Source organism: uncultured Aquimonas sp., from assembly GCF_937888285.1.
GTDB lineage: Bacteria > Pseudomonadota > Gammaproteobacteria > Xanthomonadales > Xanthomonadaceae > Aquimonas.
Genome location: NZ_CALART010000109.1, coordinates 76016 through 88505, shown reverse-complemented (window position 1 = coordinate 88505; position 12490 = coordinate 76016). Strand labels below are relative to the sequence as shown.

Annotated in this window: 10 protein-coding genes; 5 read left to right on the top strand and 5 right to left on the bottom strand. The window is 69.3% G+C overall.

Features of this window, described 5'->3' with window-relative positions; translation table 11 throughout:
- Window positions 1-199: 199 nt before the first annotated feature.
- The gene (locus Q0654_RS19710; RefSeq protein WP_298856711.1) at window positions 200-1612 is read left to right on the top strand and encodes an AbgT family transporter; all 1413 of its coding nucleotides are present in this window, start codon (window positions 200-202) and stop codon (window positions 1610-1612) included.
- Window positions 1612-2772 (top strand): beta-aspartyl-peptidase, encoded by a 1161-nt coding sequence (iadA, locus tag Q0654_RS19705; RefSeq protein WP_298856710.1) that lies wholly within the window; start codon window positions 1612-1614, stop codon window positions 2770-2772. Before Q0654_RS19710 ends, iadA begins: the two co-directional genes overlap by 1 nt.
- Window positions 2773-3201: 429 nt before the next feature.
- Here the strand turns inward: iadA and Q0654_RS19700 are convergent, their stop codons facing one another.
- On the bottom strand, window positions 3202-5154 hold the full coding sequence (locus Q0654_RS19700) for a prolyl oligopeptidase family serine peptidase (RefSeq protein ID WP_298856709.1): 1953 nt from the start codon (window positions 5152-5154) through the stop codon (window positions 3202-3204).
- Window positions 5155-5454: 300 nt separating this feature from the next.
- Window positions 5455-5799 carry a hypothetical protein gene (locus Q0654_RS19695; protein WP_298856708.1) on the bottom strand — a complete coding sequence of 115 codons (345 nt, stop codon included), beginning with the start codon at window positions 5797-5799 and terminating at the stop codon, window positions 5455-5457.
- 433 nt (window positions 5800-6232) lie between these two features.
- On the opposite strand from Q0654_RS19695, the gene Q0654_RS19690 reads away from it, so the two are divergent.
- Both Q0654_RS19690 and Q0654_RS19685 read left to right on the top strand, forming a co-directional pair.
- Entirely contained in the window at window positions 6233-6937 is a 705-nt protein-coding gene (locus tag Q0654_RS19690) for a fumarylacetoacetate hydrolase family protein (protein ID WP_298856707.1), read from the top strand.
- 1 nt (window position 6938) lies between these two features.
- On the top strand, window positions 6939-8543 hold the full coding sequence (locus Q0654_RS19685) for an NAD(P)/FAD-dependent oxidoreductase (protein ID WP_298856706.1): 1605 nt from the start codon (window positions 6939-6941) through the stop codon (window positions 8541-8543).
- Between the two features lie 191 nt (window positions 8544-8734).
- Here the strand turns inward: Q0654_RS19685 and Q0654_RS19680 are convergent, their stop codons facing one another.
- The gene (locus Q0654_RS19680) at window positions 8735-9286 is read right to left on the bottom strand and encodes an NUDIX hydrolase (RefSeq protein ID WP_298856705.1); all 552 of its coding nucleotides are present in this window, start codon (window positions 9284-9286) and stop codon (window positions 8735-8737) included.
- Window positions 9287-9451: 165 nt separating this feature from the next.
- On the opposite strand from Q0654_RS19680, the gene Q0654_RS19675 reads away from it, so the two are divergent.
- A complete protein-coding gene (locus tag Q0654_RS19675) occupies window positions 9452-10852 on the top strand; it encodes a hypothetical protein (protein WP_298856704.1) in 1401 nt (466 codons plus the stop codon).
- 50 nt (window positions 10853-10902) lie between these two features.
- On the opposite strand, the gene Q0654_RS19670 is transcribed toward Q0654_RS19675, so the two are convergent.
- Both Q0654_RS19670 and Q0654_RS19665 read right to left on the bottom strand, forming a co-directional pair.
- A complete protein-coding gene (locus Q0654_RS19670) occupies window positions 10903-11802 on the bottom strand; it encodes a 5'-3' exonuclease H3TH domain-containing protein (protein ID WP_343230154.1) in 900 nt (299 codons plus the stop codon).
- Window positions 11799-12362, bottom strand: a complete 564-nt coding sequence (locus Q0654_RS19665; protein WP_298856703.1) for a nitroreductase — start codon at window positions 12360-12362, stop codon at window positions 11799-11801. The genes Q0654_RS19670 and Q0654_RS19665 overlap by 4 nt, the downstream gene beginning before the upstream one ends.
- Window positions 12363-12490 lie beyond the last annotated feature (128 nt).

Below are 12490 nucleotides of genomic sequence, written 5' to 3'. Positions count from 1 at the left end.
TGCGTTTCGCGGGATCCCCGAGCGTGGCGGGAGCATGGCTTGCGGTGGGCCAGGGCCCACCCTAGGTGCCCGCGATGTTGCGTGAGTTGGCCGGGCGCGATCCCGGACGAGTTCTGCGTGTCACTTCGGTCTTGCGGTGTCCTTGCTGCCTGTGTTCCTGTCCACCGCTTTCTGTTTCCTCGCCTGTCTGGAGAACCGCTTGAACGCGAGCCCCGAACCCAAGGGCCTCAACACCCTGCTGCTGCTGTTCCTGGTGGCGCTCGGCTTCAGCGCGGTGAGCCTGCTGGTGCCGGCCGGGCAATTCGCGCCGGGGCAGCCGCTGTCGCTGGACAGCTTCAGCCTGGTCCAGCCCGAGCATGGCCTGAGCCTGTTCTCGGAAGGGCAGGGGCCGGGCTTCCTCAATTTCCTGTTCGAAGGCTTCGCCTCGGGCAGCCGCACGGGCGCAGCGATCGGCGTCATCGCCCTGGTCTTCATCATCGGCGGCAGCTTCGCCGTGGTGCAGGCCTCGGGCGCGATCGACCGCGGCCTGCTCCGTCTGGTCGCCATCACCGGCAGTCGCGACTGGCTGCTGCTCAGCGTGCTGTTCATCGCCTTCTCGCTGGGCGGCGCGATCTTCGGCATGGGCGAGGAGACCATCGCCTTCATCGCCCTGCTGCTGCCGCTGACCGATCGCCTCGGCCTGCCGCGCGCCTCGGCGGTGATGTGCACCTACATGGCCAGCCAGATCGGCTTCGCGACCTCCTGGACCAACCCGTTCAGCGTGCTGGTGGCGCAGGGCATCGCCGGGCTGGATCCGCTGTCGGGCGCCGACTTCCGCATGGCCATGTGGGCCTGCTTCACCGCGGTCGGCATCGCCTTCACCCTGCGCTTTGCGCTGCGCCATCGCAGCGCGCAGCGGGTGGACGCGGGCGACGTGGCCGAACTGATCCGCGCCGAGCCGCTGCGCTGGGCCGATCGCGCGATTCTGCTGGCGGTGCTGGCGACGGTCGTGTGGATCGTCTGGGGCGTGAGCCAGCGCCGGTACTACCTGCCCGAGATCGCCGCGCAGTTCTTCACCCTCGGCCTCGTCAGCGGTCTGATCTGCTTCATCGACCGTCGCCTCGGCGCCAACCGCATCGCCGAGGTGTTCACCGACGGCGTGCGTTCGATGGTGCCGGTGGCGCTCGTCATCGCCGCCGCCAAGGGTCTGCTGTGGCTGCTGGGCGGCACCGATCCGCACACGCCTTCGGTGCTCAACACCTTCCTCTACGCGATGGCCTGGGTGTTCGAAGGCGCGCCGCCGATGCTGGCGGCGCTGGGCATGCTCGGCCTGCAGTCGGGCTTCAACTTCTTCGTGACCTCGGGCTCGGCGCAGGCGGCCATCACCATGCCGCTGATGGCCGGCCTCGGCGATCTGGTCGGCGTGACGCGGCAGGTGTCGGTGCTCGCCTTCCAGCTCGGCGACGGGCTCACCAACCTGGTCGTGCCGACCTCGGCCCTGCTCATCGGCGCCACCGGCGTGGCCGGCCTCTCATGGGCGGAGTGGCTGCGCATCGTCTGGCGCTTCGAACTTCTTCTGCTGGCCATGGCGGCGGGCTTCGTCGCGCTTGGCGTACTGACGGGATACCAATGATGCTGCTCGAAGAACGCGACACGCCGCTGCTGATCACCGATGCCGAGGTGTTCGCCCCTGCGCCGCTCGGTCGCCAGGATGTGCTGATTGCTGCCGGCCGCGTGCTGGCGATCGGGCGCGATCTGCAGCCGGGCAGCGCGCTGCCGCTGCGGCGCATCGATGCGCGCCGTCGCCCGCTGGTGCCGGGCTTCGTCGACAGCCTGGTGCACATCGGCGGCGGTGGCGGCGAGGGCGGCTTTGCCACCCGCGCGCATCCGCTGCGCGCCGAAGATGCGCTGCGCGCCGGCGTCACCACGCTGATCGGTGCGCTGGGCACCGATGAAGTCACCCGCAGCCACGCCGACCTGCTGGCCTGCGCGCGCGCGCTGAACGCCGAAGGTCTTTCGGCCTTTGTTCTCTCGGGCAGCTATCGAGTGCCGGTGGCGACGCTGACCGGCAGCGTTCGCTCCGATCTGGTGCTGATCCCCGAGATGCAGGGCGTCGGCGAGATTGCGATCGCCGATCACCGCGGTTCGCAGCCCAGCTTCGACGAGCTGGCGCGGATCGGCGCCGATGCGCGCGTCGGCGGCATGCTGGCTGGCAAGCGCGGCACCGTGCTGATCCACGTCGGCGACGGCGCCGACGGCATCGATCTACTGGAGCAGCTGGGCGCGCGGACGCCGCTGCCGCGCGGTCAGTGGCACCCGACCCACATGAGCCGTAACGCGCGCCTGTTCGAGCAGGGGCGCCGCTGGCTGCATGCCGGCGGCAGCATCGACATTACCGCGAGCACCAGTGCCGAACTGCTCGAAGCCGGCGAGGTGCCGCCGCTGCGCGCCTTGCTGGCCTTGCTGGAAGACGGTGCCCCGATCGAGCGCATCACCCTCAGTACGGATGGCCAGGCCAGCCTGCCTCGCTTCGATGCGCAGGGGCGCCTGCTGTCGATCGAGTTCGCGCCCATGCACAGCCTGCTGGAGGGCCTGCGCGAGCTGGTGCTCTCGCATGGCCTCGCGCTGGAGCATGCCCTTCGGCCGATCACCTCCAGCGCGGCCTCGGTCTGGGGCCTGCCGCGCAAGGGCCGCATTGAGGTGGGGGCGGATGCCGATCTGCTGTTGCTCGACGCCGATTCGCTGGCGCTGGACACCACGATTGCCGCGGGGCGGGTGTTCGCGGTGCGATGATGCTTGCGTCGGGATTCGGGATTCGGGTAAAGCCTGGCGCGCCGTCGTCGCAGCGCTGGGGGCGCACTTCCACTCTTGATTGGAGCCTGCTCGCAGCGGACCGCGTTCCCTCAAGATCGCCCAGTGTCGCGGGAACCGCGCCGTGGCAGGTGCGGCAAGAGCGTTTCGATGGACAAGTCCGGCGCGCTGCGGTCGCGAGCAAGCTCGCTCCTACAGGAGCCGGGCATCGGTAACCGGGAAGATCCCGTCAGGATGGGCGCCGCGCTCTCGCTCTGTGTAGGAGCCTGCTCGCAGGCGACCACGGCCTTCGCTTCGCCACGCCGACCGTATCGCGAGCAGGCTTGCAGCTTCGAAGGCCGCGACCACGCAATGCGGTTCGCAAAGCCCAAGTCACGCCCGCGGGATCGACCGCGGGCGTGGCGCCTTGAGCTACTCGCCCAGCAGGTGCTTCTGCCAGAACAGCATGCTGGCGGCGCTGAAGTAGTCGCTGTTGGTCTTCTTGGCGAAGCCGTGGCCCTCGTCCTTGAACACCAGGTACCAGACATCGCCGCCGTTACCCTGCACCGCGTCGACGATCTGGTCGGCTTCGGACAGCGGCACGCGAGGGTCGTTGGCGCCCTGGGCCACGAACAGCGGCGAGCGGATCTGCGCGGCGTTGTTGAGCGGCGCGATCTCCTCGAAGAACTTGGCGATCTCCGGGTCGCGCTCGTCGCCGTACTCGGCGCGGCGCAGGTCGCGGCGGTAGCTCTCGGTGTTCTTCAGGAAGGTGCTGAAGTGCGAGATGCCGACCACGTTGATGCCGGCGGCGAGGCGGTCGGCGTAGTCGACCAGGGTTGCCAGCACCATGTAGCCACCGTAGCTGCCGCCCGACACGCCGACCTTGTCGGCATCGAGACCCGGCTGCTGGGCGATCCAGTCGAGCAGGGCGCCGATGTCCTTGACCGAGTCCTTGCGCTTCAACCCGTTGTCGAGGTCGAGAAAGGTCTTGCCGTAGCCCGCCGAGCCGCGCACGTTCGGCACCAGCACGGCCACCTGCAGTTCGTCGAGCATGAACTGCACGGCCGGGCTGAACACCGGCAGGGCCTGGGCCTCGGGGCCGCCGTGGATGTTGATCACCACCGGCAGCTTGCGGTCGGCCGGCACGCCAGCCGGGCGGTAGTAGAAGGCCGGAATCGACAGGCCGTCGAAGCTCTCGTAGCGGATCAGCGTGGGCGCAACGAAGCGCGAGGCGTCGAGGCCGCCGACTTCGCCTTCGGTCCAGCGGGTCAGGCTGCGCGCGGCGAGATCCACCACATAGACATCGCTGGGCGTGATCGCGCTGTTCAGCGTCAGCGCGATGCGCTGGCCGTCGGGCGAGAAGCCCATGCCGCCGATCACGCCGACCGGCAGCTCGGGCAGGGGCACGGGACGATGATCGGGCAGGGACAGCACGTGCAGGCGGAAGATGCCGTCCTCGTTGCTCGCATACGCCAGATGGCGGCCGTCCGAGGCGATGTCGAAGGCCACCACGTTCCAGTCGAGATCGGCCGTGAGCACCTGCACCGGTTGGCCGGGGCGGTGGTAGCGCAGGCGCCGGAACTCGCTGTTCTCGTCGGAGATGAAGTAGATGCCCTCGCCATCGGGCGCGTAGCGCAGGCCGCCGAAGGCCGCCTTGCCGCCCTCGACCGGGAAGCGCTCGAGCGTGCCGGTGGCGAGATCCACCTCGCCCGGCTGGCTCTCGTTGATCGAAATGTAGCGCTGCACCAGCAGGCGCTTGCCATCGGCCGAGAAGTCGTTGGCGAACCAGTTGCCGCCCTCGGTCAGCACGGCGCGCGCCTCGCCGTCGAGCGAGCGCACCCAGATGTCGCTGTCGCGGCCGTTGCGGGCCGTGCTCGACCAGGCGATGAGGCGGCCGTCGGGTGACCAGATTGGCTGCTCGTTGCGGCTGCGGCCGCCGTCGGTGAGCAGGCGCGTGCTGCGGCTCTCGAGGTCGTAGTGGTAGAGCTGCCAGAACTCCGAGCCGCCGACATCCTTGCCGAACACGAAGCCGCGGCCGTTGCTGCCCGGCTGGGCGCGCACCGAGGACACCGGCTCCTTGTGGAAGGTCAGCTGCTCACGCATGCCCAGCGGCGCGCGCACGCGGTGTACCTGGCTGGTCTCGCCGAAGCGGGTGCCGATCAGCAGCTCGCCATCGCTGGCCCAGCCGGCAAAGTTGGACGGCCGTGTGTTCTGGTAGCGGTCGAGGCGCTCGATCAGATCGGCCGGCAGCTCGGGCACGCCTTCGGTCACGCGGTTGCCGACTTCGATGCGCTCAGCGGCTAAGGCGGGCAGGGCGAAACCGAGGCTGAAGGCCGCCAGTGCGGCGAGCCGCAGGCGGCGCGGGAGGGGGGACAGCAGGGTCATGAGCGGCGGGCCCGGTCGTTGGACAGGGCTGCAAAGGTGCCGCCTGCGGCGCTTCGGCGCGGGTGCCAGAAGGCAGGGCGCAGCGCTTGGGGTGACTGGGCTCGGTGCGTCGTGCGGATGCCGGTCAGCAGGCTGGGATGAGTCACGCGCACGCAGAACCTGTGCGCTTGAACGTAGGGGCGGGAGTCCCGGGATTCAGCGACCGGCGCGCGCCGGGCTGGGCCCCCGCCGTCGCGGGGGCGACGGGATCGAGCGCAGTAGCGAGGCTTGCTGCGGCCACGTGAGCTGCCGCGGTTGCCTTCAGCGCAGATCGACGTCGACGTAGGCCTGCTCGATGGCGCGCTCCAGTGCAGCGAACACGTCGCGGGCGGTTTCGAACTCGCGGCGCAGACCGGGCAGGATGCGGATCAGCTCCTGCTCTTCCGGCGTGCCGATCTTGGCGGACGACAGGCGCATGCCGGCGGTGAGATAGCGGGCGCGGTGCTCGGCCACCACCTTGGCCAGTTCGACCACGTGCTTGCGCTCGATCTTCGGGATGTCGCGGTGGATCACCTCGCGGTTGATCTTGCGGATCTCGCGCTCGATCTCCTGCAGCGCATAGCGGTGCCGCTTCAGCAGTGCGTCTTCGTCGTCCTGGGGCAGCATGGGGGCCTCCGCGCGGGGTGTGTTGACTCGCGGCATGCAAGTTTCGCGCTTGGGCCGGCGTCAAGCCTGTGCTGCGCCTTTACGCAGGGGTGCGAACCACGTGCACGCGGCTATGCTTTGCAGGCTGTTCGCAGGACGCGCGAGGGGGCGAGCGCGACTCAGTCTCTCGACCCCTGATGTGGAGCCCCTCTCCCCTGGTGGGAGAGGGGTTGGGGAGAGGGGGCGAACCTCGCGCGAGACTCGCCTCCTCCCTTGGTCTGCCGTCGCTTCGCGCGGGCTCCGGAGAACGTCGGCTGCCACCGGCAGCCGACAGGCGTTCTTCTCCGCTTCACACGAAGGGAGAGGGGAGTCGCTCTGCTCCGGCTCTTGCGAATCCCCAATCCCGAATCCCCAATCCCCAATCCCCAATCCCCAATCCCGAGAGACGAACCCCATGCCCCAGTCCAGCGTCTACGTCCTGCCGCCGCCCGCCCAGCCCTGCGTCGCTGTGGCTGAAAGCCCGCAGTACTTCCCGGTGCGCCGCATCTACTGCGTGGGCCGCAACTACGCCGAGCACGCCCGCGAGATGGGTGCGGACCCGACCCGCGAGGCGCCGTTCTTCTTCATGAAGCCGGCCGATGCGGTGGTCTCCGACGGCGCGCGGATTCCGTATCCGGGCCAGACCGCAGATTTCCACTACGAGGCCGAGCTGGTAGTGGCGATCGGCGGCAGCGGCGCGAATCTCACGCCCGAGCAGGCGCAGGCCCTCGTGTTCGGCTACGGCGTCGGCATCGACTTCACCCGCCGCGACCTGCAGGCGCAGTTCAAGAAGGGCGGCAAGCCCTGGGACATGGCCAAGGGCTTCGACCGCTCCGCCCCCTGCAGCGCGATCGCGCCGGCGGCGCGGATCGGCCATCCGAAAGCGGCGCGCATCGAGCTGATCCAGAACGGCGAGACGCGGCAGTCGGCGGACATCGCCGATCTGATCTGGTCGGTGCCGGAACTGCTGGCGAATCTCTCGACCTTCGTGCGGCTGGAGCCAGGCGATCTGGTGTTCACCGGCACGCCCGCTGGCGTCGGCCCCTGCGTGGTCGGGGATCGGCTCACCGCGCGCGTCGAGGGCATCGGCCAGGTCAGCGTCGAGATGACGGAGCGCTGAGATGAGCGACATGCGCAGCGATGTGCTGGTGATCGGCGCTGGCCACAACGGCCTGGTCTGCGCCACCTATCTGGCCAAGGCCGGCCTGTCGGTGCGCGTGCTGGAACGAAGAAGCGTGGTCGGCGGCGCGGCAGTGACCGAGGAATTCCACCCGGGCTTCCGCAACTCCACCGCGAGCTACACGGTCTCGCTGCTGCACCCCAAGGTGATCCGCGAGCTCGACCTGCACGGCCACGGCCTGCGCATCGTGGAGCGCGAGCTGGGCAATTTCCTGCCGCTGCCGGATGGCCGCTATCTCAAGGCGGGCGAAGGACGGACCCAGGCCGAGGTGGCCAAGTTCAGCGCCCGCGATGCCGAGCGGCTGCCGGCCTACGGCCAGCACCTCGATCGCATCGCCGGCCTGCTGCGCGAGCTGGCCGTGCAGACCCCGCCCAATGTGCCGCCGGAGGGCGGTTGGCTGGCCGCGCTGCCCGAGCTGATCCGCGCGGCCGGACTGGGCCGGCGCGCCGCGGCGCTGGGCATCGAAGGCCAGCGCGATCTGCTCGATCTGTTCACCGATTCCGCGGGCGCCTATCTGGAGCGCTGGTTCGAGTCCGAGCCGATCCAGGCGCTGTTCGGCTTCGACGGCGTGGTCGGCAACTACGCCAGCCCCTATGCCGCCGGCAGCGCCTATGTGCTGCTGCATCACGTGTTCGGCGAGGTCAACGGCAAGGCCGGCGTGTGGGGCCATGCCATTGGCGGCATGGGCGCGATCACCCAGGCGATGGCGCGCGCAGCGGAGGTCGCCGGCGTGCAGATCGAGCTCAATGCCGGCGTGGCCGAGGTGCTGGTCGAGCAGGGCAGGGCGGTCGGCGTGCGTACCGAGGACGGTCGCGTGCATCGCGCGGCGCGCGTGGTCGCCAACGTCAATCCCAAGCTGCTGTTCACCCGGCTGGTGCCGCAGGCCGAGCTGCCCGCCGACTTCGCCGAGCGCATGCGCGGCTACCGCTGCGGCTCGGGCACCTTTCGCATGAACGTGGCCCTGTCCGAACTGCCCGACTTCAGCTGCCTGCCGGGTCGCGCGCGCGCCGAGCACCACACCGCCGGCATCATCCTCGCGCCCAGCCTGCGCTACATGGAGCAGGCCTATTTCGATGCGCGCCAGCACGGCTGGTCGAAGCAGCCCATCGTCGAGATGCTGATTCCGTCGACCCTGGACGACAGCTTGGCGCCCAAGGGCGCGCACGTCGCCAGCCTGTTCTGCCAGCACGTCGCGCCCGAGCTGCCCGATGGCAAGCAGTGGCCCGACCATCGCGACGCGGTGGCGCAGCTGATGATCGACACCGTCAACGCGTATGCGCCGAACTTCAAGGCCTCGGTGCTGGGCTACCGCGCGCTCTCGCCCTTCGACCTCGAACAGGAGTTCGGCCTCATCGGCGGCGACATCTTCCACGGCGTGCTGAGCTTGAACCAATTGTTCTCCGCGAGGCCGGTGCTGGGACACGGCAACTACCGGATGCCGCTCAAGGGCCTGTACCTGTGCGGCTCCGGCGCGCACCCGGGTGGCGGCGTCAGTGGGCTGCCGGGGCACAACGCGGCGCGTGAGGTGTTGAAGGCCCGGGATTAGGGATTCGGGATTCGGGATTCGTTCTTGGCCCCTCTCCCCGAGGGAGAGGGGTTGGGGAGAGGGCCGGGCAACGCGACTGCCCCAAGCGCGCAACGAGGGTGAGCCTCGGCTACATCGGCCAAGCGCTCGCTCGATTCAAATCTGAGGACACCCCGCCCTCACCCCAACCCCTCTCCCAATGGGAGAGGGGCTCAAGCCGCGCTGCCATCGGGATTGCGCTCGACGAAGTACAGCCCTGCATAGAGCTTGGGATCGATCGAGTAGCCCTCGCGCCGCTTTGCATCCAGCCATGCGGGCGCTTGCGTGCGAGGGATCTCGTGGACGGTGATGTTCTCGGTGACATCGCCGCCACCGGCGCCAACGCGGGTCAGGCCGTGGGCGCGGACGAAGGCGATCTGTTCGGTGCTCATGCCCGAGGAGGACGGCCCCATCATCAGGAACTCGACACGCTCGGCCCGCCAGCCGGTTTCCTCTTCCAGCTCGCGCTGGGCGGCCAGTTCGATCGACTCCTCGCCATCGATGTCGCCGACCAGACCGGCCGGCATCTCGATGCTGCGCTGCTGGATCGGCTCGCGGAACTGTTCGACGAAGAGGATGCGGTCCTCGGGCGTCACCGCCACCACGATCACCGCGCTGCCGGCATTGGTGCGCTCGGCGTACTCCCAGCGGCCGCGCCGGCACAGGCGCAGGAAGCGGGCTTCGTGCAGGGTTTCGACGGCTGCGGGCTCGGGGGTCGGGCTCATCGGATAGGCCTTGGCTAGAATGGGCGCCATCTTAGCCAGCGCCGCGCACCCCTCGGTGTGTACGCAGCCCTTGCCGGGGCCGGCCACCGGACCCTGGGGAACCCGCGGCCCCGGCGCTGGTCTTGAGGTCCGCTCTCACCTTGCCTTCCACGGAAAACCCCACTCATGTCGTTCAAGCGTTTCCTGCTGTGCACCCTGCTGCTGACGTCGCCCGCCTTTCTGCTGGCCCAGGAGGCGCCGCCGGCCGAGGGCAAGACCCTCGAAACGCCGGAGCAGATCGAGCAGGCCCTGGCCGCCGTCGACGACACCGACAGCCTGCTGCAGCTGGCCGCGCAGCTGCGCGAAGCCGGTGAGATCGTCAAGGAGACCCTGGTCTGGAAGCGCCTCGCCGCGCTGCGTCCGCACGTCGGCGCCATGCGTTTCGAGATGGCGGCCGGCTACGCGCAGCAGGACATGAAGAGCGAGGCCTACAACGCCCTGCTGGAGCTGCAGGCGGCGGGCTTTGCGTACGAAGTCGAGAACGACCCGCGCTTCGAGAAGGTCAGCACCACCGAGGTCTGGCAATACGTCGTGCAGGGCTTCCAGCGCAACCGCGACAGCTTCGGTGAGGGCAAGGTGGCCTACACCCTGCCGCGCGAGGACCTGCTGATCGAGAGCCTGGCCTTCGACGCGACCCGCGGCCGCCTGCTGGCCGGCGGCGTACGCGAGGGCAAGGTCTATGTGGTCGAGGAGGACGGCAGCCTGAAGGCGCTGGCCGCAGCCGACGAGACCAACGGCATGTGGGGCGTGTTTGGCGTGGCGGTTGATGCCCAGCGCGGCGTCCTGTGGGTGGCCTCGAGCGCGGTGCCGCACTACAAGGGCTACAGCGCCGAACGCGATCTGGGCAAGGCCGGCATCTTCAAGTTCGAGCTGGCCAGCGGCAAGTTCATCAAGAGCTTCCTGTCGCCGGTAGTGCCGGGCCAGAGCTTCGTGCTCTCCAACATCGCGGTCGCCGGTGACGGCAGCGTGTATGCCCTCGACGGCGTCAACAACGTGATCTACCAGGTGCGCGACGACAGCTTCCGGCGCCTGCTGCAGGCGCCGCACCTGTCGGGCCTGCGTGGCCTCACGGTGTCGGGTGACTCCAAGCGCCTGTACTTCAGCGACGTCGAGCGTGGCGTGTTCGGCCTCGACCTGGATACCGGCAAGCCCTTCGACATCGCGGTGCCGCGTAACCTCGCACTGGCCGGCATCGAATCCATGGCCTGGTGGAACGACCACCTGATCGTCGTGCAGAACGGCCTGCCGCCCAATCGCATCATGCGGCTCAAGCTGTCGGCCGACGGCCGCCAGATCGCCCTGGGCCATCCGTTGGAGGCCAACCAGCAGGCCTTGCCGCTGCAGGTGGGCGCGGCCATCGGCGAGAACGCTGCGGTCTATCTGATCGGCAACAGTCAGCGCAATGGCTACGACCGCTTCGGTCTGCCGCGCAATCGCGAGCGCATCGAAGGCGCACGCATCTATCGACTGCAGGCGGACTTCGCGATGGATCGCCAGGAAGCGCGTCCGACCCAGTTCGTGCGCTGATCCCGGGCCGGCGGCGCGCGCCTGCGCCCGCCGCCCCTCGCTTCACCGGATCAAGCCTGCGTACTGCCGAGCGAGGCGATGCGTCGCCGCGTCATCGGCCCCAGCCTGAGCTGTTCGGCAAGCGCGTCGAGCCGCGCCTGATCGGGTGCAGCGCGGCGACAGCGCTCGGCTGCGTCTCCCAGGTCTAGATCGCAGCGGATGGTGGCGAGCTCGCGGCACAGCAGCGCCATGTCGCGATGCGCGTCGATGCGCTGCGCGTGCGAGGCCGCGCCGCGGATCCGCAGGAAGGGCAGTTCGCCGAGGCGCGCGAGCAGGGCGTCGAGGCTGTCGAAATGCTCCAGCAGGGCAGCGGCCGTCTTCGCGCCGACGCCCGGCACGCCCGGAATGTTGTCGACGGCATCTCCGGCCAAGCCGAGGAAATCCGGGATCTGCCGGGCCAGCACGCCGTAGCGCTCACGCACGCCCGCCATGTCCCAGCGCTGGTTGCGCGCGTAGTCCCACTGGCTGTCGCCCGCTTCGAGCAGCTGCGAGAGGTCCTTGTCCGCCGACACGATGAGACCGCGCAGGCCCTGGGCGCGAATCCCGGCGAGCAGGCTGCCGATCAGGTCGTCCGCTTCGAACTCGGGGTCCGCCAGCGTGCACAGGCCCAGCGCTTCGCACAGGGCGCGGCACTGCTGGAACTGGTACTTCAGCGACTCTGGCGCCGGCTCGCGGTTGGCCTTGTAGGCGGGGTACAGGCGATTGCGGAACGAGGTTTCGAGCGATTCATCGAAGGCGATGGCGATGCGCTCCGGGCGCGCGTTCTCCAGCAGCTCAAGCACGAAACGCAGGAAGCCCTGCACGGCGTTGACCGGGCGCCCTTCGCGATCAGTGAACTCATCGGGGATCGAATGCCAGGCGCGGAACACGTAAAGACTGGCGTCGACCAGCAGGACCGGGCTCGCGCTCAAGGCGTCCAGTCCTGCAGGCGTGCTCCCGGATCCGGTCGCGGGCGCTCGGGCAGGCTGTCGCGCGGCGTGCCGATATGGATGAATCCCACCACCGCTTCGTTTTCCTCAAGGCCGAGGCGGGCGCGGATTTCTGGATCGTAGGCGGCCCAGCCGGTCAGCCACTGGGCGCCGAAGCCGGCGGCCTGGGCGGCCTGCAGCAGGCCGAAGCAGACGCAGCCGGCGGTGAGCTGCTGTTCGACCAGCGGAATCTTGTGCGGCCGGATGTAGCAGCCGATCACCGCCACCACCAGCGGCGCCTGCAGGAAGCGCTTGCGCTCCTTGTCCAGGGCGGCGGCCTCGATGTCCGGATTCAGCGCCAGCGCGCGGGTGGCCAGGGCCGCGCCCAGTTCTGCTCGCGCATCGCCGCGGACGGTCAGGAAGCGCCAGGGCGCCAGCGCGCCGTGATCGGGTACGCGCGAGGCGACGCGCAGCAGGTCCAGCAGCTGTCCGGAATCCGGCGCGGGCTCGCCGAGCAGGCGGGAGGGCGTCGAGCGGCGCTGGTCGAGCGCGAACGGGTTCATCAATCGGAGTTCCGGTGAGCGAAGGACAAGTGACGAAACAGGTCGCTGGCGCGCCAGCTCTGTCACACTTGCGACCTTGGTGTTGGCAGGGCCGCGTCCCAGGGGCGGCGAAGCGCGAGGGCTCTCAC